The organism is Empedobacter falsenii (assembly GCF_019308355.1).
In the GTDB taxonomy this organism is placed as follows: domain Bacteria; phylum Bacteroidota; class Bacteroidia; order Flavobacteriales; family Weeksellaceae; genus Empedobacter; species Empedobacter falsenii_B.
The window spans coordinates 44,458-67,816 of record NZ_JAAGKM010000012.1 but is presented as its reverse complement, the minus strand read 5'-3'; the positions used below and the strand labels follow the sequence as shown (position 1 = coordinate 67,816).

At 32.8% G+C, this 23,359-nt stretch carries 19 protein-coding genes and 2 tRNA genes; 4 read left to right on the top strand and 17 right to left on the bottom strand.

All coding sequences use genetic code 11. From position 1 onward, the window contains the following. Window positions 1–185 precede the first annotated feature (185 nt). From G0Q09_RS07065 to G0Q09_RS07050, 4 genes are all read right to left on the bottom strand, one after another. A complete protein-coding gene (locus G0Q09_RS07065) occupies window positions 186–839 on the bottom strand; it encodes a phosphoribosylanthranilate isomerase (protein WP_257468104.1) in 654 nt (217 codons plus the stop codon). Between the two features lie 86 nt (window positions 840–925). Beyond that, complete coding sequence (gene prfA / locus G0Q09_RS07060; protein WP_038332970.1) at window positions 926–2,017, bottom strand: peptide chain release factor 1; 1,092 nt, start codon at window positions 2,015–2,017, stop codon at window positions 926–928. 107 nt (window positions 2,018–2,124) lie between these two features. Next, the gene (locus G0Q09_RS07055; RefSeq protein WP_125349613.1) at window positions 2,125–4,311 is read right to left on the bottom strand and encodes a glutamine synthetase III family protein; all 2,187 of its coding nucleotides are present in this window, start codon (window positions 4,309–4,311) and stop codon (window positions 2,125–2,127) included. A gap of 262 nt (window positions 4,312–4,573) precedes the next feature. Next, a complete protein-coding gene (locus G0Q09_RS07050) occupies window positions 4,574–4,987 on the bottom strand; it encodes a DUF4293 domain-containing protein (protein WP_038332961.1) in 414 nt (137 codons plus the stop codon). Window positions 4,988–5,162: 175 nt separating this feature from the next. Between G0Q09_RS07050 and rho the strand changes: the two genes are divergently transcribed. Then, complete coding sequence (rho, locus tag G0Q09_RS07045; RefSeq protein WP_115001683.1) at window positions 5,163–6,800, top strand: transcription termination factor Rho; 1,638 nt, start codon at window positions 5,163–5,165, stop codon at window positions 6,798–6,800. Window positions 6,801–6,928: 128 nt separating this feature from the next. On the opposite strand, the gene G0Q09_RS07040 is transcribed toward rho, so the two are convergent. From G0Q09_RS07040 to G0Q09_RS07025, 4 genes are all read right to left on the bottom strand, one after another. Beyond that, window positions 6,929–7,012 (bottom strand) — tRNA-Leu (locus G0Q09_RS07040). A 24-nt stretch (window positions 7,013–7,036) separates the two neighbouring features. Next, window positions 7,037–7,109, bottom strand: a tRNA-Gly gene (locus tag G0Q09_RS07035). A 169-nt stretch (window positions 7,110–7,278) separates the two neighbouring features. After that, a complete protein-coding gene (locus G0Q09_RS07030; RefSeq protein ID WP_219034386.1) occupies window positions 7,279–7,758 on the bottom strand; it encodes a DNA-deoxyinosine glycosylase in 480 nt (159 codons plus the stop codon). Between the two features lie 74 nt (window positions 7,759–7,832). Next, window positions 7,833–9,749 (bottom strand): ABC-F family ATP-binding cassette domain-containing protein, encoded by a 1,917-nt coding sequence (locus G0Q09_RS07025; protein ID WP_180905128.1) that lies wholly within the window; start codon window positions 9,747–9,749, stop codon window positions 7,833–7,835. A gap of 107 nt (window positions 9,750–9,856) precedes the next feature. Between G0Q09_RS07025 and G0Q09_RS07020 the strand changes: the two genes are divergently transcribed. Together G0Q09_RS07020 and G0Q09_RS07015 are read left to right on the top strand one after the other, a co-directional pair. Beyond that, complete coding sequence (locus G0Q09_RS07020) at window positions 9,857–10,177, top strand: hypothetical protein (protein WP_115002126.1); 321 nt, start codon at window positions 9,857–9,859, stop codon at window positions 10,175–10,177. A gap of 18 nt (window positions 10,178–10,195) precedes the next feature. Continuing rightward, entirely contained in the window at window positions 10,196–10,417 is a 222-nt protein-coding gene (locus G0Q09_RS07015) for a hypothetical protein (protein WP_115001689.1), read from the top strand. A gap of 6 nt (window positions 10,418–10,423) precedes the next feature. On the opposite strand, the gene G0Q09_RS07010 is transcribed toward G0Q09_RS07015, so the two are convergent. The 9 genes from G0Q09_RS07010 to G0Q09_RS06970 form a co-directional block, all read right to left on the bottom strand. After that, window positions 10,424–10,885 (bottom strand): hypothetical protein, encoded by a 462-nt coding sequence (locus tag G0Q09_RS07010; RefSeq protein WP_115001691.1) that lies wholly within the window; start codon window positions 10,883–10,885, stop codon window positions 10,424–10,426. A gap of 11 nt (window positions 10,886–10,896) precedes the next feature. Continuing rightward, window positions 10,897–11,955, bottom strand: a complete 1,059-nt coding sequence (locus tag G0Q09_RS07005; RefSeq protein WP_219034385.1) for an NAD(P)/FAD-dependent oxidoreductase — start codon at window positions 11,953–11,955, stop codon at window positions 10,897–10,899. Window positions 11,956–12,306: 351 nt separating this feature from the next. After that, window positions 12,307–13,209 (bottom strand): type IX secretion system ring subunit PorN/GldN, encoded by a 903-nt coding sequence (porN, locus tag G0Q09_RS07000; RefSeq protein ID WP_257468103.1) that lies wholly within the window; start codon window positions 13,207–13,209, stop codon window positions 12,307–12,309. Window positions 13,210–13,232: 23 nt separating this feature from the next. Beyond that, the gene (gene porM / locus G0Q09_RS06995) at window positions 13,233–14,801 is read right to left on the bottom strand and encodes a type IX secretion system motor protein PorM/GldM (protein ID WP_219034384.1); all 1,569 of its coding nucleotides are present in this window, start codon (window positions 14,799–14,801) and stop codon (window positions 13,233–13,235) included. 51 nt (window positions 14,802–14,852) lie between these two features. Beyond that, the gene (gene porL / locus G0Q09_RS06990) at window positions 14,853–15,524 is read right to left on the bottom strand and encodes a type IX secretion system motor protein PorL/GldL (RefSeq protein WP_125349619.1); all 672 of its coding nucleotides are present in this window, start codon (window positions 15,522–15,524) and stop codon (window positions 14,853–14,855) included. A 36-nt stretch (window positions 15,525–15,560) separates the two neighbouring features. Continuing rightward, window positions 15,561–17,000: a T9SS ring complex lipoprotein PorK/GldK gene (porK, locus tag G0Q09_RS06985; RefSeq protein WP_185144160.1), complete on the bottom strand. Its 1,440-nt coding sequence runs from the start codon at window positions 16,998–17,000 to the stop codon at window positions 15,561–15,563. Window positions 17,001–17,108: 108 nt separating this feature from the next. Further along, window positions 17,109–18,260, bottom strand: a complete 1,152-nt coding sequence (locus G0Q09_RS06980; protein ID WP_125349620.1) for an arginase family protein — start codon at window positions 18,258–18,260, stop codon at window positions 17,109–17,111. A gap of 2 nt (window positions 18,261–18,262) precedes the next feature. After that, a complete protein-coding gene (gene topA, locus G0Q09_RS06975) occupies window positions 18,263–20,797 on the bottom strand; it encodes a type I DNA topoisomerase (RefSeq protein WP_219034383.1) in 2,535 nt (844 codons plus the stop codon). A gap of 85 nt (window positions 20,798–20,882) precedes the next feature. Next, window positions 20,883–21,677, bottom strand: coding sequence for a DUF2189 domain-containing protein (locus G0Q09_RS06970; protein ID WP_125349622.1), 795 nt, complete (start codon window positions 21,675–21,677; stop codon window positions 20,883–20,885). A 122-nt stretch (window positions 21,678–21,799) separates the two neighbouring features. On the opposite strand from G0Q09_RS06970, the gene miaB reads away from it, so the two are divergent. Then, window positions 21,800–23,245 (top strand): tRNA (N6-isopentenyl adenosine(37)-C2)-methylthiotransferase MiaB, encoded by a 1,446-nt coding sequence (gene miaB / locus G0Q09_RS06965; RefSeq protein WP_125349623.1) that lies wholly within the window; start codon window positions 21,800–21,802, stop codon window positions 23,243–23,245. The last annotated feature ends 114 nt before the right edge of the window (window positions 23,246–23,359 follow it).

Below are 23,359 nucleotides of genomic sequence, written 5' to 3'. Positions count from 1 at the left end.
CCAGTAAGAAACTGGGGAGTTATTATTGATCAATTTTTAATCCTATATCAAGAAAGGGTTAGACTCTAAAAAGTAGAACCTAACCCAAGCTTAATTTTTGAACTTACACACTTTAAGAGACAGTCCTTTTTTGAATAAGTAAAATCCTTGTCAAGATTCAAAACTTTGACAAGGATTTTATTTTTTTAACCATTAACCGCTCTAAAAAAAGCGTCTAATTTCTTTTCATCTAATTTTCCGTCAGTTCTTACACCACTGCAAATATCTACGCCAAAAGGCTGAACAACATCAATCGCTTCACGAATATTATCAGGATGAAGACCGCCAGCCAAAAATAGAGGAATGTTAATTTCTTCTCTAATTTTTTTACTAATCGCCCAATTGTGCGTGCGCCCTGTCCCTCCCAGTTCTTTTACTTGTAAGTTAGGATTTCCGCTATCTAATAAAATAGCGTCTACAAACTGAGATTTCTCTATCGCTTCAGTTACCGAATTTTCATCAATTACATGAATCACTTGTACCAATTTTACCCAAGGTAATTCGTTTCTAAAAATTTGATATTCTTCGTTTTTCAGCTCATCAACTAACTGAATTGTATTCGTATAAACTTTTTTATAATGCTGAATAATTGTTTCTGCAGTTGTTTCACTTGTTAATAAAAACGAAGCTAATGTTGGTGGGATAATTTGTGTAATATCTTTGATTAAATCATCACCAATAATACCTGGTCCGCTTGGCATATTACCAACTAAACCTAATCCACTCGCTCCATATTTTATCGCTTGTTGTGCTTCTTCTTTGCTACTAATACAACAAATTTTAACTCTTGTTTTCATCATTTGTTTTATTCTTAATACTATAAATATATAAAAAAACACCTCAATTTCTTGAAGTGTTTTGTATGATCTAAGATTTAGAATTGATGTTAGAAATCTTCTTCCGAACCTTTTAATTTTTCTGCATTTTCTGCCATTTTCAATGCATCAATCATTTCTTGAATATCTCCATTCATAAAGTTATCCAAATTATAAATTGATTTGTTGATACGGTGATCTGTTACACGTCCTTGCGGATAGTTGTATGTACGAATTTTAGCAGAACGGTCACCAGTCGAAACTAATGATTTACGTTGAGCAGAACGTTCTGAATGTTTTTTCTCGAACTCGATTTCATACAATTTTGTACGTAATAATTGTAAGGCTTTTTCACGGTTCTTATGTTGAGAACGCGCTTCTTGACAAACAATTACAATTCCAGAAGGTTTGTGCGTTAATTGAACTTTCGTTTCAACTTTATTTACATTTTGTCCTCCCGCACCAGACGAACGCGCTGTTTGATACTCCAAATCTGCTGGATTAATCACTACATCAACTTCCTCTGCTTCTGGTAAAACCGCAACCGTAATCGCCGATGTATGCACACGCCCTTGCGATTCTGTTTCAGGAACACGTTGTACACGGTGAACACCCGATTCGTATTTCATCGTTCCATACACTGCATTTCCTTCTACTTGCATCACCAACTCTTTGTATCCTTTTCCAGATGCTTCAGAAGTATTTAATACTTCGTGTTTCCATCCTTTTTCTTTGAAATACATCGAATACATGCGGTAAATATCTTCTACGAAAATCGCTGCTTCATCTCCTCCTGTACCAGAACGTAACTCGACAATGATGTTTTTCTCATCTTCTGGATCTTTTGGAATCAACATCATTTTGATTTCTTCCTCTAAAGGTGGAATCGCATTGATTGCTTCGTCTTTTTCTATTTTAGCTAACTCAACCATTTCAGCATCAGAACCATCTTGAATAATTTCGTCTGCTTCCTCAATTACATTGATTAAGTTTTCGTATTGTTTTTGCATTTCAACAAAGTCTTTCAAATCAGAATATTCTTTGTTTAATTTCGCATAACGAGCTTGATCTGTTACGATATCTGGTTGGATGATTAAATCTGCTACCTCATCGAAACGTTGTTTGATTGCTCTTAATTTATCTAATAGACCTAAATCTGCCATATACTTTTATTGGATTGCAAAGATACAATAACTCAAGGGATTCAGAAAATTTGAATAAAAAAAAACCGATGATTTCTCATCGGTTTTGTAATTTATTGTTGAAAATATTATCTCGTAAATAATAATTCTCTGTATTTTGTTAAGACCCAGTATTCGTTGTCTACCATTAATTCTAACTTATCCGCATGGTAACGAATTTCATCATAATATGGTTTTACTTTATCACAATAAGCATATGCTTTCTCTTCTAAAGATTCAACCACATTTGCTTCTTTACGCGCATCCATCATTAAGTGCAATTTTGCGTTTAATTCGTTTACATGCATCGAAATTTTCTTTAAAATGATTAATTGCTCGCCTGCATATTCTTCATAATCATCTCCAAAAATATCTTTGAATCCTTTAATGTTTTTGATCAATATATTTTGATATTTGAAAGCTGTCGGAATAATATGATTCCTAACAATATCACCTAAAACACGACCTTCAATCTGAATTTTCTTGATGTAATCTTCTAATTCGATTTCATAACGCGCTTCAACTTCTGTGTTGTTCATTACATTAAGCTCCGAGAATAAATCCAACGATTTTTGAGAAACTTTTGCTTTTAAAGCTGATGGAGTTGTTTTGTGATTTGACAATCCTCTACGAGCTGCTTCTTCTTCCCATTCTTTGCTGTATCCGTCTCCTTCGAATAATATATTTTTTGTTTCTTTGATATACTCACGTAAAACATTGAAAATTGCTTCATCTTTTTTCAAACCTGTTTCAATCAACGCATCAACTTCTTTTTTGAAATCGATCAATTGTTTTGCTACAATTGCATTCAACGTTGTCATTGCATTTGCACAGTTTGCAGTCGATCCTACAGCACGGAACTCGAATTTATTTCCTGTAAAAGCAAAAGGAGAAGTTCTATTTCTGTCAGTATTGTCTAATAAAACATCTGGAATTTTTCCAACAACGTTTAATTTTAAATCAGTTTTTTCTTCAGGAGATAATTTCCCTGTCGAAACACCTTCTAATTCTTCCAATACTTTTGTCAATTGTTGACCAATAAAGATCGAAATAATTGCTGGTGGCGCTTCATTCGCTCCTAAACGGTGGTCATTAGAAGCAGAAGCGATAGAAGCACGTAACAATTCCTCATAAATTGAAACTGCTTTGATGGTATTAATAAAGAACGTTAAAAACTGTAAATTGCTGTTTGGTGTTTTTCCTGGCGCTAATAAATTAACTCCAGTATCTGTTGCTAACGACCAGTTATTGTGTTTTCCAGATCCGTTAACTCCTTTGAATGGTTTTTCGTGGAATAATACTTTAAAATGATGACGCTCACCAACTTTTTGCATCACATCCATTAACAATGAGTTGTGGTCAACTGCTAAATTCGTTTCCTCGAAAATTGGCGCTAACTCAAATTGATTCGGCGCTACTTCGTTGTGACGAGTTTTTACAGGAATTCCCAACAACATACATTCGTTTTCTAAATCGCGCATATAATTTAAAACACGCGTAGGAATCGAACCAAAATAATGATCTTCTAATTGTTGACCTTTTGCAGAAACATGTCCTAACAACGTTCTACCAGTTTGTAAAATATCTGGACGAGAAGCCGCTAAAGCATCATCAATTAAAAAATATTCTTGTTCCCAACCTAAAGTCGGAGTTACTTTCTTCACATTTTTATCGAAGAACTTCGCTACTTCTGTAGCTGCTTCATCAATTGATAAAAGCGCTCTTAACAAAGGTGTTTTATTATCTAGAGCTTCTCCTGTGTACGAAACAAATACTGTCGGAATGCATAAAGTTGTTCCAAAAATAAATGCTGGTGAGGTTGGATCCCAAGCTGTATATCCACGTGCTTCGAATGTATTACGAATTCCTCCATTTGGAAAAGAAGATGCATCTGGCTCTTGTTGAACTAATAATGATCCACTAAATTTTTCTACAGGATCTGCTCCATCAAATGAAGTTTCGAAAAAAGCATCATGTTTTTCTGCTGTTGTTCCTGTTAATGGCTGAAACCAGTGTGTATAATGTGTTACACCTTTGCTCATCGCCCATTCTTTCATTCCTAAAGCAACAAAATCTGCCATTTTACGGTCGATTTTAGTACCATAATCCATTGCAGAACGAACGGCTTTATAAGCTTCTGAAGTTAAATGTTGACGCATTGCTTTGTCATTGAAAACATTGCTTCCAAAAATTTCTGATTTTTTCCCTAATTCAGGAACAGCTACCGGTTTGCGATTGCTTGCGGCTTTTAATGCTTCAAAACGAAATGATGTCATAAGAAAATTACTTTGTGTTGTTTTATGATGCAAAAATAAATAAAAATTAAACACAAAATAAAAACACCCCTATTTTTTTAGGGGTTAAATTATAATTTCATTACAAATAAATTCAACACCCCTTTATTTTAGTTTAGATTTTCAAAACATCAGTGTAAAATTAATTTTTATTTAACATTCGAATAAACTTCTTTAAACGAAAAAAGCAGTTTCAATTGCTTGAAACTGCTTTTAGACACTCATAATATAAAAAGTTTTTGGTCTATCTGAAACGGTCTACTGATTTTACAAGATCATCATCCTTCTTAATCAAACGATTGGCAATTGACAGAAGCACAATCGAAGCTAAAGGAACTAATGCCCAAATACCTTTCTCAGAATTTCCTTCTCCAGGTAATGTTAATAGACAATATACAAAAGAACCAATTAATAAAACATTCAAAATAATGTTTAACCATCCTAAGCTAATCTGTAACTTACGTTTTTTGAAAAACATAATGGTTAAAAATGAAATTAAAGCTGATGAGAAAAAGGCTAACGAAAAAATGTAATCTCCTTTCTCCGGATTTTGTAACCAATTTAATGGAATATCAAACAGCTTATCAAAATTCATGGCGAATATACTCGAAATTATTCCACTTAAGAATAAATATATACTTTGCTTTCTTTGAATCATTTCTTAAATTTCGAATACAAATGTAAAAAAACTTTTTGAGTTTTTATAATTATTCGTACTATTGCATTAATAAATCTCAAATTTATACGCTTTATAACAATTCTATTGTTATGATTCCCAATTACTTTATTGAATAAAAAAAATATAAACACATTAATACCTTCATTATAGGATTATGTTTGATATCGAAGAATTAAAATCATTCAAATTACCAGATTTACAACAAGTTGCAGAGCAACTGAAAATCGATGGGTATAAGAAATTAAAAAAAGGCGAATTGTTAGACGCAGTTTTAGGTTTTATCAACAGCCAACCAAAGGTTGAAGAAAAAGCTGAAACAAAACCTGCTAAAAAAGATAAAGCTGAAAATCTACCTACAGAAGATAAGAAACCGAAACGCAAACGAGTTCAAAATTCGGAAGGAGAAGTTCAACAAAAAGAGGCTGTTGCAGAAGAAGTAAAAACTGAAAAAGTTGAAAATACTTCTACCGAAACAGAAAAAAAGGAAGAAAATAATCCTCGCGTTAATAAATTTCAGGAACGAGCGAACAAAAGCCAAGATCTGAAAAAGAATAATCAAAATAATCAGAAGAAAAATAATCAATCTGATAATCGTAATCAAAACGATCAATCTCAACAAAATAATCACCACAATAATCAAAATCAAAAAAATAAATATCGCGCTGCGAATTATGAATTTGACGGAATTATTGAAACTGAAGGTGTTTTAGAGATTTTACCAGATAATAATTATGGTTTTTTACGTTCTTCTGATTTTAATTATTTGTCTTCGCCTGATGATGTGTATGTTTCTCAATCTCAAATTAGATTATTTGGATTAAAAACGGGAGATACAATTACAGGAGAGGTTCGTCCTCCAAAAGAAGGTGAAAAATATTTTCCTTTAATCAAAATTAAAGAAATCAACGGTCGTACGCCAGATTATGTACGTGATCGTATCGCTTTTGAGCATTTAACTCCACTTTTCCCTAACGAGAAATTCAATTTAAGTAATTCTAAATCTTTATCAAATCGCGTAATTGACTTATTTACACCAATAGGTAAAGGTCAACGTGGGATGATTGTGGCGCCACCAAAAACGGGTAAAACAACGTTATTGAAAGATATTGCGAATGGAATTGCGCAAAATCATCCAGAAGTTTATTTGATTGTTTTATTAATCGATGAGCGTCCGGAAGAGGTAACAGATATGAAACGTTCGGTAAACGGAGAGGTTATTGCATCTACGTTTGATGAGGAAGCAAATCGCCATGTAAAAGTTGCAAATATCGTTTTAGAGAAGGCAAAACGTATGGTAGAATGTGGACACGATGTTGTGATTCTTTTAGATTCTATTACGCGTTTGGCTCGTGCTTACAATACAGTTTCGCCAGCTTCTGGTAAAGTGTTATCGGGTGGTGTTGATGCAAATGCATTACACAAACCAAAACGTTTCTTTGGAGCTGCTCGTAACATCGAAAATGGAGGTTCTTTAACAATTATTGCAACTGCATTGATTGATACAGGTTCTAAAATGGATGAAGTTATTTTCGAAGAATTTAAAGGAACAGGAAACATGGAATTACAATTGGATCGTAAGATTTCGAACAAACGTATTTTCCCTGCAATTGACTTAGTAAGTTCTTCTACGCGTAAAGACGATTTGTTATTAGACGACAAAACACAACAATTAATGTGGGTTCTTCGCAACCATTTATCGGATATGAATCCTGTAGAAGCGATGGAATTCTTACACGATCGTATCAAACATACACGCTCTAACGAAGAGTTTTTAATCTCAATGAATAAGTAATTTATTACAACTTATAATTAAAAAAAACCATCTAAAGCTATTTAGGTGGTTTTTTTTTTATAAATCTATTTTATGAAAAAAATATATAACAAAAAAAGCCCAAGAAAATAAATTCTTGAGCTTTGTTGTACCTCAGGCGGGACTTGAACCCGCACGTCCTAATGGACACAGGATTTTAAGTCCTGCGTGTCTACCAATTCCACCACCAAGGCATCCACTTCTAAGAAAGAAGTTAGAGCGGGAAACGGGACTCGAACCCGCAACATTCAGCTTGGAAGGCTGACGCTCTACCAATTGAGCTATTCCCGCGATTGTGAGTGCAAATATAGAACAGCTTTTTTAATTACAAAACTTTTAGGAAACATTTTTTTCATAATTATTTTACATTAAAAGCTAAGTTTCTCATCATAATATTTTTAAGCACTAAAATAATTTTACTTTTCTTTGATTAAATTATTTTGAACATTAAAAATTCATCTTAAATAATTGCATTTTTCCAGATTTCAATCAATCGTTCGTAAGAAAATTGAGCATTTGCAGGACTTGTGCTTGGCAAAGAAATATACTCAATAGATGTTTTTTCATCAAAATATTTCCAAAATAATTGTTCTGATTTCTTTCCATTGAAAATTATTTTATCAATTGTAGGATATTCATTCAACAATTCATCAATCTGATTTGGCAAAACATTTTTCATATCCACATCCATGCTTCCCTTTCTGTCAGCAGAATGTGCAACATCCCAAAGCGCAAACTTATTCTGTAAAATAAGTTGTTTTCTTATTTCATAATCTTCTGAAAATTCTGTCTCAAAAATCTCAAACATCATTTTCCAAAATCGATTACGCGGATGTCCATAATATTGATTGACTTCTAACGATAAATCACCAGGTAAAGAGCCAAGAATTAATGTTTTTGGTAGTTCTGATATAATTGCAGCAAATGATTGTTTATGCATTTTGTTTTATTCTAAAAATATAATGTACAAAAAAAGTGCTACAGTTTGTAGCACTTTTTTTTCTATTTCTATCATTAGATAATTTGTTCAGAAACCTCCTCCCACTCTAACATTTTTTTGTCTAAATCATTTTTCAGATTCGAGTATTTATCTAATTCTTGTTGCGTTTGCGAACCTGCATGCAACTTATTTTCTAAATCGGCAATCTTCGTCTCTAAATCAGAAATCTCCGTTTCTATTCTTGACAATCTATTTTTAAGACGTTTTTGCTCTTTCTCTTCCTCAAAAGATAAAACTCTTTTCGCTTGTTCTATTTTAACCTCAATCGGTTTCTCTTCTTTTCGTGCAGCCAAACTATTTCCTTTCTCCACTTCACGGAAACTTCCCGCTTTTATTTGCGCCAAATAATCATCAATTCCAGAAAGATATTCTTTCACTTGACCATTACGGAAATCGAACACTTTATCTACTAAACCTTCTAAAAATTCACGGTCATGAGATACTAAAATCAAAGTTCCAGAATATTTTTGTAAAGCTTTTTTCAACAATTCTTTTGATACAATATCCAAGTGGTTCGTTGGCTCATCCATGATTAATACATTGAATGGACGTAACAATAATTTACACAACGCCAAACGATTTCGCTCACCTCCCGAAAGAACCGAAACTTTTTTCTCAACAGCATCACCACCAAACATAAATGCACCTAAATAATCGCGAACATGTTTACGTGTTTCTTCTGTTGCAGAATTTTCTGCTTCTTCTAAAACCGTTAATTTATCATTCAAAACATGTGCTTGATTTTGGGCAAAATATCCGATTTCTACATTATGTCCATGTTTTATTTTGCCTGAATGCTCTTGTTCGTTGATAATCGCACGCGATAAAGTCGTTTTTCCTTGACCATTTTGACCAACAAAAGCTACTTTTTCTCCTCGATTAACATAAAAAGAAACATGATCAAAAACTTGATGATCACCAAAAGCAACACCTACATCATCTAACTCGAAAATAATTTTACCTGGCTGAACAGCATCCACAAAACGGATATTCATTTTCGTTACATCATCATTTTCAATTTCGATGCGTTCTATTTTATCTAATTTTTTGATTAATGATTGCGCCATCGAAGCTTTATTAGCTTTTGCACGGAATTTTGAAATTAAATCTTCCGTGTGCTTAATCATTTGCTCTTGATTCTTCTGTGCTTGCTCTAATTTTTCGCGACGATCTTCACGCAATTCTAAATAACGCGTATAATTCGCTTTAAAATCAGAAATGTGGCGATTTGCAATTTCGATTGTACGATTAGTTACGTTATCCAAAAATTGACGGTCGTGCGAAACCAACACAACAGCTCCAGGATAATCTTTCAAGAAATCTTCTAACCAAACAATCGAATCGATATCCAAATGGTTGGTAGGCTCATCTAAAAGCATTACATCATGTTTTTGCAACAATAGTTTTGCCAATTCAATTCGCATTCTCCAACCTCCAGAAAATTCTTCTGTTGGGCGATGAAAATCTGAATTTTTGAATCCTAAACCAATTAAAATTTGTTCGATTTCAGCATCTTTTGTGTAACCACCTAAAAGTCCGAAACGTTCTGTTAAATGAGAAATATCTTCAATTAATTTTCCATATTCGTCCGATTCGTAATCTGTTCTTTCAGCTAATTCTTTGTTTACAAAATCAATACGTTCTTGAATTTCAACCAATTGCTCAAAAGCAGAATCCGCTTCTTGCCAAACCGTTCTTCCTTGTACAAAATCAATATCTTGCGATAAATATCCGATTGTAACGTCGCCTTCGTAAACAACTTCACCTTCTGAAGATTGCTGACTTTTGGCTAAAATTTTAAGCAAAGTAGATTTTCCTGCTCCATTTTTCCCTACCAAACCAACACGGTTTCCTTTGTTGATGCGGAACGAAACGTTTTCGAATAAATATCTACCCGCAAAATAAACTCCTAAATTTTGTACTAATAACATTTTGCAAAAATACAATGTTTTTTGTTAGATGAAAACTTATCTCAAAACTATAAGTAGTATATTGTGAAAGTGTTTTAAAAATAACAATCACCTTTCAATTAATGATTATGAGTAAAATTATTATTGTTCCTATTAATAAAGAAGCTGAATTAAAATTAGATTATGATACAGCTTCTCCAAACGAATTAATCGAAATTAGGTTAAATGAATCAGAATTTAATATTTTATGGAAGAAAGGTGTTTTTGATTTAATTAATCAAACTTGTAATTCAATAATTGACGATTATGAAGACGAAAAAATTAATAATTTAGTTTTAATTGAAAACACTTATAATCAATTGAAGAAAACATATCCTGAATGTGAAAATATTATTAATATATTTCATAAAGCATTAGAACTTAAAACAAGTATTCATTTCTATTTTTAACAATATTTAAAATCACTTATGAAGATAATATTTGATGGCTGGAATGAAGGATTTCAAAAAGTCACTTTAACACATCTACAAATTGACTTACTAAAAATATCATTAAAAGTTGCTAAAAGTAATGTTGACAAATTATTAGATGGACATTCAATAACAATTGATGTTAACGATGAACAATTAGCTTTAACTTTTATAAAAGAAGCTAAAAATATTAATGCTAATTGTAGAATTTTGCATTGATTTTTTTTAAGGTTTTAAACGATAACTCAAAAAATACAATACAAAACTGATTAAAATCGAAAAAGTTGCTGGCACAAAATAAGCCAATGCGAGATTTTTGGTTGCAATAAAATTAATTGGAAGGTTCATTAATCTGAATTGAAAAACTAAAAAACACAATACTACTATAATTACAGACATTTTCCAATCGTAATTGCGTTTATGATTAATTACTGAACATAAAATATACGCCAAAACAATACCTACAAAACTCAAAATTGTTTTCATTGTAGCTAAATGTTTCAGTTTTTCGCTGATTCCGAATTCGTCACTTTTTCTAACCAAAAAGGCAAAATTATCTTTTCCCATTGAATGAATTAATTCAATCAAATCTAATTCAGCCAAGACGTAAAATTGTTGAATTCCTAAAAATAACAAAACGCTTGCTACAAGTTGAATTGCAAATATTTTTATGTCAAATTTTTTCATTCAAAATAGGTTTAAAATCGATCATAGAAACGTGCAATGTTCGCTTCTTTGTCAATTAGTTGATTATTTTCTAAAAAATCGTACAAATCATCCACCATCACAGGCGCTAACATTGTCCCACGCGTTCCCATTCCATTTAGACAAATCAATTGTTGATGCGTTGGATGCGCTCCTATAATTGGACGACGATCCACAACCGTTGGACGAATTGACGCATGTTGTTCCACAACTTCAAAATCATCTTTAAAAAAATTCTGAACACCTTCAACCAAATATTGTTTTGCATCCTCAGTATTTTCATAATTCACATGATCACGATCGTAAGTTGCGCCTACAAAATATTGATTATTTTCTAAAGGCATCAAAAATTCTTTTCCTTTCACAACTGCTTCAGGTAAATTAGCTTCTGTTTTAATTCTCAACACTTCGCCTTTTACACCAATTATAGGTAAATTTTTGAAATAAGGATTGTTCAAAATATTATAACCTTCGGCAAAAATTATTTTAGTTGCTTCGATTTTTTTATAGCTCGTTTGATTATCCTCTAATTTTAATTCATTAAAATCAAAAGTTTCATCAAGAAACAAATCATTTTTGACTAAATAATTTTTAAAATCAGCCAAAAGATTTGTCAAATCAACACGGCCTGTATGCAAAACTTCGCCAGAACCTATCGGAGAATTTATTGAAGAAAAATCATTCAATTGTTCTGTATCAGTTGCTAAATAATCAATCAAATCTGGATGAGTTGTCGCTTTTTTCAACCACGTTTTTTTCTCTTGTTCGTCATTAAAAATTCTATAAACTGGAAAATTGTAGATATATTTTTTGTTTAATAATTGTTCGAAATCACCAAAAACTTCGCGCAATCTTTCAATTTGTTTTGTCGCATTCCAAACAATTGAAAAACGTTTTAGCACAACAGGATTAAAAATTCCAGCAGCAATCGCCGATGCTTTGTGAAAATGATTATCAATCACCACAAAAGATTTCTTTTCCTGCAACAATTTCATCGCCATACAACTCCCTGCAACACCTTGACCAACGATGATATATTCTACTTTTTTCAATTTCTAAAATTTGCTTACAAAGGTATCTATTTTAGATTTTAAGGATTAACTAAATTCTGAAAAAAAACATTGTAGAAAAATTAAACTATTTTTTCTCCTTCAAAAGTATTTAGAGCATTAATATAGATATTCTCTACAAAGTCTCTTAAGGTGATTCTTTTTTCGCTTTCGTCTAATTTAGTTGTTGATTTTTTAATAGAATTAGAAAGAGTTTTTGCTTGTCCAAAACTATTAATTGAAACAAATAGTGTTGTAGTAAAATAATACTTTTCATCATTATGTTTTTAATCGACCTAATTTAAATAAAAAAAACTCCAATCAAATGATTGGAGTTTTTTTATTGTATTCTGATTAGTAATTCCACATATCAGCTTCTGACTGAATAATAGAATTTCTAATTTTATGATGTTCTTCTAATTGACCTTTCGCATCATTTGGAATGTAATCATCAATCATTTTCGTTCCATACATTGTTTGAGCTTTATAAATAACAGAACTAAATCTGCGTGCATTTAACATCTCATCGTATGTAATTGCCGAATTTGAATTACTTGGATTAAATACTGTTGCATTCACCAAAACATTACGAGCATCAGGATACCAAATCCAAAATAAATCTACGTAAGCTCCGTCAGCAAATTCTGTTCCTAACGATTGCGCATCAGGCCCCATAATTGCTAAACCTAACAAACGATATTTTAATTCTCCTAAACGACGGTCGATATACCAAAGACCTTTCGTTTTTACCATTTTGATATCGTCAGATTTAATTTTATAATTAAAAATAGCAGCTTCGTCAGGAGTTTCTCCAGCAGCTTTCATATCGTAGTAATACTGTTGTGTATCTTTCTTCTCATTACGAGCCATAATTTGCTCATAACTCATTTTAGTTTGAAAGTACTCATCATCGTAAACTTCTCTAATCTTTTTGCTACGAACTCCGTCAACCAATACATCGTATAATGATTTAGAATTTTGCACTAACTCATCACCAGATCTATAATAAGGTTGATTTAGACGCTCATTCAAATCAATTACTTCCCATACAACTTTCGACCATAAAACATCTTTATCTTCGATAAAACCATATTTCATAGGATCTTGAGCCGTACTTACTGTATCTCCAGCTTCATCAACTCTTGTTTTATTTTCGCGGTCTTTTCTTAACTGTTCTGGCGAAACAGCGTTAAGAACATTTTGCGCCATTGTAAGAGTTGAGAAAAAACTCATTAAACCAAACAAAAGATACTTCATATTTTAAATTTTTACTTTTTAAATTATTGTACTTGAATTGCGATAGATGATGCTTCTCCAGTTGCTCCTGAATTTGTACGATATTTAATATCGAAAACACCAATAATATCACCTTTTTTCGCTTTCGAAATAACTCCAGCTGCTCCTGACATTTTATTTCCAGAAACACGAGCCGTTGCCTGACCAGGAACTTTAACATTGAAAGATGTTACTTCACCTGAAATTGGGAATAAGAAATCTGGCCAATCTACACGAATTGTTTGCGCTGCAATTCCATTATCTGGAATAGCTGGACTTGTATTTCCTAAAATAACACCACGTGCTGGTGGAACTGGTTTGATACGGAATGTTTCACGAACTGATAATGTTTTACCAGAACTTGCTCTTGCAGATGCCGTAAACACCACTTCGTTTCCTCCTCCAGGCGTATAATTCCATTTGTTAGCTCCCGCTCCAGAAGGACTTCCAGAAGAAGCACTTAAACTAACAGGTCCGTTTGCACCGTTAATTGTTGCTGAAATTGGATTAGATACTCCACGATAAACTACACGTAAATTATCTGCAACAATAGAACCTCCTGTTGGATCTTTTTCAATAATCTCAGCAGCTTTTTTATCTAATGTTTGTGCAACAACTTGATAAGTTGAAGGTGCTATGGCTACCGTTTTCGTTTTTCCATTCGATACGTATGTAATGTTACCTGTTAATTGATGCATACCAACTGCAGATGTATTCAGCTTAATAGATGCTTTACCATCAACAACAGTAGCAGAACCAACACTTGTAGAAACAGAACCTTTGATTGAATTATCGTAAGCTCCTAAAACTACATTAAGAACAGCTTCATCTCCGACTTTAACAACACCTGGAGATAAGAATAAACCTTGGAAAGCATCCAATTCGATTTTTTCTTCTAATTTACCAGATAATAATGCTCTCACTAAGTTACCTTCTTCTGTACGAGCATCCATTTGCATTTTCGATAAATTCGTTAAAGAAGCAACCATTGGTTGATCATAGAATTTTTCTTGCATCCAACTTTGTTTCTTCGATTTTGGAGTTGTTCCAAAAAATTCGTTGATACGAGCTTCCGCATTTTTAGCATCAGGACTTTGTTTTGCAAAAGTCATTAAGAAATTTCTGAAACCATCAATTTTGTTTGTAAACTCTTGTGCTTTCTCATTTCCTTTGTCACCTCCTTTTCCTTTAAAGAATAAAGATACAACAGGCTCTGTATTAGACAATGCATTGTAATCTGTATCTTCTGATCCAGAAATAAAATCAGCACCAGCTAATTCTTTTTTCAATCCATCGATATAAGCAACAAAATCATTTGTTTGCTTTTTAACTTCTGCAGCCTCAGCTTGAGTTTTTGCATAAGTTGGATCATCCTTCGCTTTTAGATCAATTTGACCATAGAAGGTATCGTTATTTGTTTTCGTTAAAGTCGTTGTTGACTCTAAAGAAGTATTTATCGTTTCGAAAGATCTCAACACCTCACGATCCACGTTCAAAGCCATCATTGCAATGAACACGAGATACATCAGGTTAATCATCTTCTGACGTCCGGTTAGTCTACCACCTCCTGCCATAATAATTTATAGAATTAATGAATAATTAGTTTAATTTATCGGAGCAATGTATTAGTTGTTTTTCATTGCAGAAAGCATACCTCCGTATACTTTGTTTAATGCATTAATGTTAGCAGAAAGCTCTTGCATTTCTTTCAAGAATTGCTCTGAACTACCTGAAGATTTTTGCATTTCTTCGATAAATTGTTTATTTAATTCTACTTGTTTTTGGCTATTTACAATTTGCTCAGCATATACAGCATTTAATTGGCTGATGTTAGTTGATGCTTTTGCAATTTCGTTGCTATATTGTTCTGTTGAAGCGACAGCTGATGTTGTTGTGTTTAATTCGTTAACAGCTGAACCAAATTTATCTAAAGAACCACGTAATCTTTCGAAAACTTCTTTATCTAATTTTGCATCTGCTAATACTTTGTCTAACTCAGCAGTTAAATTATTTCCTGCAGTTGCAACAGCAGCAGTTTTTCTTTGTACTGGTTCTCCATTTAATAATTCTGGATAAGCTTTTTCCCATTCATAGCTTCCTTGAGGTTTATCGAAAAATGCTGAATAAAAGAAGACGAATGCTTCAGCTACTAATCCGATTGTTAAGATTAAATTGGCTGATATTGGTCCTAAATTCGTGTGCGTAATTTTACATAATGCCCCGATAATTACTACTGCGGCAAAGAAATTATACAAAAAATTTGTAAGACGTTCTTGTTTTGAAGCTTGTACTGCCATAAGAGTGCTTTTTATTAAATTGTTTTATTAATTAGGTTATTTGGTTTTTCTAAAATTTACTTTTGATCCTTCTGGGAAAGATTGAACTGTACGGAATCCGATGAAACTTCTTGCAGAATCTTTGTGTTCCCAATCTCTTGCTGAAGTCATTAATAAATATCCAACATCTTTCCAAGATCCTCCTCTTACACTTCTATTTACTTCTCCAGACATTGTAATTGACGGATTAAGTGATGAAGACATTGTATAAGATGATCTGTTATACGGAGAACTTGTCCATTCAGCTACGTTACCAGCCATGTCATAAAGACCATATCCATTCGCACGGAATGTTTTTATAGGAGCCGTATACATGTAACCAGTTTTCTTGCCATCGTTGATTTCTAAATAATCTCCACGTTTTGGTTTGAAGTTCGCTAGATAACAACCTCTATCATCTGTTAAATAAGGACCTCCCCAAGGATAAGGTGCATTTTCTAAACCACCTTTCGCTGCGTATTCCCACTCAATTTCTGTTGGTAAACGGTAACTAATAACTTTTACTTGACTTCCTCTTTTCTTTTTATTATTCAATGCTGTGTTATGATATCTTGTGCGGAAATCACAAAAAGCTGTTGCTTGATTCCAGTTAACACCTACAACAGGATAATTTGCATAAGCTTTATGCCAAAAATAGTCTTGGTGCATTGGATCATTGTACGAATAGTTGAAATCTCTTACCCAAACTGTTGTATCAGGATAAATGTTTAAACTAAATTCTTTACGAAAATCTACACGGAAAGTACCACGTTTTTTTGCTGCAGCAGTTTGATCAACTGTCACATAAGAATAGTTTAATTTACGCGTATCAATACGTCTTTCTCCATTCATACGCTCTTCTGGAGGATAATATAATCCTTCCATAACCTCAGCATAATCTACATCTGGATATTTGTATTTATCCCACTCCAAACGCTGTTTCCAATTTAATTTCTTACCATCTAAAGATTGACCATCACGACCTGTATTACTGTTTTTAATATATTCATCATATGGCGTCCCTTGTCCATCTTGTGAACCAGAAATATATGCATAATCACCAATACCTCCTGCTCCATTATTTGGATTCATAGGGTCAAAACCTAAAGTTTCTGCCTTGTTTGCCAAAGCAGTACGAGCGATAGAATCTTTTACATAATTTACAAAATACTGATACTCAGAGTTTGTAATCTCTGTATCATCCATAAAGAAACCTGTAACAGTAACCGTTTTTACTGGAGCATCATTTGTTTTTGTAAAATCGTAATCGGTTTGTCCTAAAACAAACGATCCACTCGGAATCGGAACCATTCCTTTTGGACGAACTGGCGTCCAAGCCGAAGATGTTTTCGAAACTATTTGTCCATCATTTCTATCACTACTCCCTCTGTTCTTCAACATTTTACATGATGATAAAGAAAGAGATAGCAACAATGCACTTACCAAAATTCTATTCATTCTGTTATAGATTTATTTTTATACAGGTTTTATACTTTTAGTTCTCAATTAATAAGGCTACAAATTAAGGCAATTTATTAATTGATTTTTAAAATTGTTCTTTATTTTTTAATAAAATTTTTTGAAATATTTCCACCACCTATTCGGTATTTCTCCATTCAAGGCTTGCTCATAATCTTTTTCTGAACACGGAATAATTTCAAATTTTCGCTCTCCATCAACAGTGTTATCAACTTCTATCCACAATTGATTGGTTAATATATTTCGGTAAAAAATATAATTGTATCCTTCTGTAGGAACAAAAATTTTCTCAAAATATTGTGTATCCTCAAAACTTTTTATCTCTGGACGGTGATTTTTTCCATCAATAAAATACCAAATCATCTGCGAAATTAATAGATGATCTAATTTTTTATAATTTTCGATATAATCACAAACGTAAAGTGAAGTCAATTTATTGCTGAAACCTAAATATCTTGTTAACGCACAAATTTCTCGTGAAGTAAATCCATTTGGCGTCATATTTTTTGAAGAAGAGAAATCCGAACCTTGTAAACTCGATAAATTAAGCAAAGCCGCATTTGCATCTCTCGAATAAGGTTCTATTTCTTTTACATTTTCAGAAATCACACCCAAACGAACAGCATCAAAATTTAACTGATCTAACAAATCTAATTTTTCTTGAGCAACAAAATACGTTTGAAAACCGATATTCGTATAATCCAATAAATTGAAAGGCTCATTCGAAATAATTTTTGTTAAATAATTATTCTCTGTTGTTTGTGCTTCATCTTTTCCTAATCGTAATTTATGATCGATTGTTAAGTAATAAACTTTATCAACAATTTCGTCATAAGCACGATATTGTTGATAACCTAAACTTGGGTTTCCACCCAAAATAACAACAACATATCCATCACGAATTAATCCGTTGGTAACTTCTCTAAAAACTTTTTCGGTTTCGGCTTTATCATCATAATAAACAACATCGCCAAAATCGTACAAATCTATCGACCAATTTCCCATTTGCAATTCGTACAATTGTGTACGAACAAGGCTAAAATCTACATCTTCGATCAAATCTTTTTGTTTCGAACGAGATTCTGTCACACCAATAATCGCAATTTTATCGTTCGATTTTTCATCGCTTTCGATAACATCTTCGCGAAATTTTATAGCTTGTCCTAACGCAAAAGAATTACAAGATTTAGCAAAATCTTGTAATTCTTCAGAAACGGGTTTTAAAAAGTCGTTGTACATTATTACTTTTTAGTCGTTGTTTTTTTAGTTGTCGTTTTCTTCGCAGTTGTCTTTTTTGCAGGCGCTTTTTTAGTCACTGCTTTCTTTTTAGGTTTCGCAGCTTCTATTAATTTTTCAACCTCAGCCAAAGTCAACGCTTCTGGATTCGTCTCTTTCGATAACTCAACTTTTATTTTTCCTTGAATCAAATTATAACGTCCCCAACGTGCTTTCTCCAAACGAATTTCCTGTTCTGCCCATTCGCGTACCACACGTTCAGATTCTTTACGTTTTTTATCTTCAATCAATTCGATAATATCAGCTTGAGATAAATGATCGAAATCGTATTTTTTTGGAACATTAATAAACCATTCATTCCATTTGATAAATGGTCCAAAACGTCCTTTTCCTTTTGTTACATCATACCCTTCGTATTGTGCAATCGGTGCATCAGCTTTTAATTTTTCTTCAATTAATTCTACTGCACGATCAAATGATAAATCCATTGGATCTTCCTCTTTCGGAATCGAAATATATTTATCATCAAATTTCACATAAGGCCCAAAACGTCCAATATTCACTTCTACTTCGTGCGCTTTATACTCACCCAAAGTTTTTGGTAATTCGAACAATTTCATTGCCTCTTCTAAGGTAATATTATGAATAGATTGATGCTTTTGAAGACTTGCAAAACGAGGTTTTTCTTCATCTTCTGCTTCACCAATCTGAATCATTGGTCCAAAACGTCCAATACGTGCATGCACTTTTTTACCCGAAACAGGGTCAATTCCCAATTCGCGTTCTCCAGTTGCACGATCTGCATTTTCTTGAACATCTTCTACAACATGATGAAATTTCGTATAAAATTCATCAATCATTTTTGTCCAATTCAATTTACCTTCTGCAATATCATCAAAACTATTTTCAACACGTGCCGTAAAATCGTAATCCATCACATTCGTAAAATAATCAACCAAGAAATCATTTACCACGATTCCGATATCAGTTGGCATTAATTTGCGACGATCAGCTCCAAAAATTTCTTTTTGTTGAACTTTTTTGATTTGATTATCGATTAACGTTAAGGTATTATATTTTCGTTCTTGACCATCCAATTCACCAACTTCCACATAACCTCTATTTTGGATTGTAGAAATCGTTGGTGCATAAGTTGACGGACGACCAATTCCTAATTCTTCTAATTTTTTCACCAAAGATGCCTCTGTATAACGAGCCGCAGGACGAGAAAAACGTTCAGTACCGTTTATTTCATCTGCTTTCAATTGCTCATTAACTTTTACATTTGGCAATAATACTTTATCGTCATCTGCATCTTCTTCGTCAAACGATTCTTGATATACTTTTAAGAAACCATCAAACACAATTACTTCTCCTTTCGCTTGGAAAATAAAGTTGTTTTTGTTGTTATCAATATCAATAATAGTTCGTTCCAATTCTGCATTTGCCATTTGAGAAGCAACTGTACGTTTCCAAATTAATTCGTACAATTTTCGCATTGAATCGTCTGCATTAATCGAATGATTTTCGAAATGTGTTGGACGAATCGCCTCGTGCGCTTCTTGTGCAGATGAATTTTTATTTTTGTATTTTCTTATCTCAACATATTTGTTTCCGTAAGCAGATTCTATCTCAGCTTTTACCGCTGTTAAAGCGTCATCAGACAAATTTACACTATCTGTTCTCATATATGTGATATGTCCAGATTCGTATAATTGTTGTGCGACACGCATCGTTCTTGAAACTGAAAAACCTAATTTACGAGATGCCTCTTGTTGCAAAGTTGATGTTGTAAATGGTGCTGAAGGTGTACGTTTTGCTGGTTTCTTTTGTAAATCATTTACTTTAAAATCTGCTCCAACACATGTTTCTAAGAAATCTTCGGCTTCTTTTAACGTAGAAAATTCTTTTGTTAAAACTGCTTTTAATGTTCTTCCCTCATTTGTTTCGAAAATTGCAATGAATTTATATGACGAAACTGGAACAAAATTTTGAATTTCTTTTTCACGTTCAACAATTAATCGAACAGAAACTGATTGAACACGACCTGCAGATAAGCCTGGTTTGATTTTTTTCCATAAAATTGGCGACATTTCGAAACCAACTAATCTGTCCAAAACACGACGAGCTTGTTGTGCATCAACCAAATTCTCATCAATTTGACGTGGATTTTCTACCGCACGTTGAATCGCTTTTTTTGTAATTTCATTAAAAACAATACGTTTTGTATCTTTCTTTTCTAATCCAAGAACGTGATACAAATGCCAAGAAATTGCTTCTCCTTCGCGGTCCTCATCGGATGCTAACCAAATTGTTTGGGCTTTCGAAGACAATTTTTTCAGTTTACTTACAACCTCCTTTTTATCAGGTGTTACTTCGTATATTGGCTTATAATGATTCTCGATTTCGATTCCCATTCCTTTCTTTGGTAAATCGACCACGTGACCAAAACTTGATTCCACGATAAAATCATCACCTAAAAAACCTTGAATGGTTTTAGCTTTTGCTGGGGACTCAACAATAACGAGATTTTTAGACATATTGTTTTCTTAAAAAATTTCTGCAAAATTAATAACAAAAAAATGAAGCAGCCAAAAATGATTTTCAACTGCTTCATAATTTTGTCTATTTCATGTAAGGATTATCCTTGTAAATATCTGTTCCTATTTGGTCTATTTCTGATTGTTCATTGTCTTCTGTTCCTATAACTGTTTCATATAAAACATATGTAGCAATATAAATTAGAGGCATTGCTACTAATAATCCAACTCCACAAGCAAGTACGCCTAAAATTGCAACTCCAAAACAAGCCAAACAAAAAACAAATGCTGATCCGAAGTTTTTAAATAAAATACTTACACTTGATTTTATAGCTTCCGTTGTAGTAAAACTTGTAAACAATACAAAAGGAATTGCTAGTATTGATGTAACATAGAAAATAAATCCAGGTACAATACATAATAAAATACCTATGAATCCTAAAAATTGAACAGCTAAATATGTTGTAAAAATCACACCAAATTTTCCATCTTTATAATGAACAAACAAATCTGAAAAATCAGGATTTTGATGTTTATTAAATTTTTTAGCCATTGTCAAAATACTTACTGTAATCGGTGCTAAAGCTGCTGCAACTACAATACTAACAATATTACTCACCCACGCTAAAGGAGATGATGCTTCTGCAAACACTTCATTTAAATCAGATGGATCATTAATAACCATAGTTGGTGCTGAAATGATTAATCCTAAGAAGAAATTAATCATGAAACTAATTGCGAATGTTATTACAATTGCAAGAATTGCATATAATGCGATTCCCGAAAAAATTTCCCATGATTTTGAAAAAATATCTCCAACGTTTATATTAACTCCCCGTTGCTTAATTTCTTCTATTCTTTGTCTAATTCTATCATCCATAGTTTTATATTTTTTTAGATTTCCTCAAATCTACAAAATGTTAATAAAATGCAAAAGAAAATTTTACTGCCAATATGTCACATAGATTTATTATTTTTGCACGATAAAATATCCATTTTAGAATGCATACAGAAGAAAAACATATAGATGAAGCAAGACAAGGAGAGGCTTTGATGACTGCTCCTACTCGTAATGCAACAAAGAAATTATTCTTAGAAAGTTACGGATGTCAAATGAATTTCTCGGATAGTGAAATTGTTGCATCTATTCTAAATAACGAAGGTTATCAAACCACTCAAAAAGTTGACGAAGCAGATTTAATTCTTTTAAACACTTGTTCTATTCGTGAAAAAGCGGAACAAACAGTTCGTAAACGTTTAGGAACATTAAACGCGATCAAAAAACAAAATCCAAGTCTTAAAATTGGTGTTTTGGGTTGTATGGCGGAACGTTTGAAACATAAATTTCTTGAAGAAGAACATTTAGTTGATATCGTTGTTGGACCTGATGCTTACCGCGATTTACCAAACTTAATCAACGATGTAGAAGATGGTCGTGATGCGGTAAATGTACAATTATCAAAAGAAGAAACTTACGCAGAAATTTCTCCTGTTCGTTTAGGAGGAAATGGCGTTACAGCTTTCGTTACGATTACTCGTGGTTGTGATAACATGTGTACGTTCTGTGTTGTACCTTTTACACGTGGTCGTGAGCGTTCTCGTGATCCGCACTCAATTTTGAATGAGTGTAAAGAATTAGCAGAATCTGGTTATAAAGAAATTACACTTTTAGGTCAAAATGTCGATTCATATTTATGGTATGGTGGAGGACCAAAAAAAGATTTCAAAAATGCAACTGATATTCAGAAAGCGACTGCTGTAGATTTTGCTCAATTATTAGACATGGTTGCTACGCAGTTTCCTAACATTCGTTTACGTTTTTCAACTTCTAATCCACAAGATATGGAAGAAGGCGTATTGCAAATGATGGCGAAACACAAAAATATTTGTAAATACATTCACTTACCTGTTCAATCGGGTTCTACTACTGTCTTAGCACGTATGAATCGTCAACATACTCGTGAAGAATATTTCGAATTGATTGATAAAATTCGACGTATCGTTCCAGATTGTGCTTTATCTCACGATATGATTGCAGGTTTCTGTGGCGAAACAGAAGAAGAACATCAAGATACATTATCGTTAATGGAATATGTGAAATATGATTTCGGTTATATGTTCGCTTATTCTGAGCGTCCAGGAACGCCAGCGCACAAAAAAATGCCTGATGATGTTTTACCAGAAGATAAAAAACGTCGTTTACAAGAAATCATCGAAATGCAACAAAAACACTCTGCAGAGCGTATGAATAGTTATGTTGGAAAAACTCATGAAGTTTTGATTGAAGGAAACTCTAAACGTGACGAAAATTTCTGGTACGGACGTAATACACAAAACGCGGTTTTAGTTTTCCCTAAAGTAGAAGGAACTAAAATAGGAGATTTTGTAAACGTAAAAGCAAATAGCTGTACAACGGCTACTTTGATTGGTGAAATGATAGAAGGATAAACAATCAATCCGTCAATTGTATACTAAAAATAAAATTCGTCAATTCGAGTGATTTTTATAAATGAAATGATTAAAAATTGTATCGAGAATAGAATTTTAATAGTTTAAAACCTT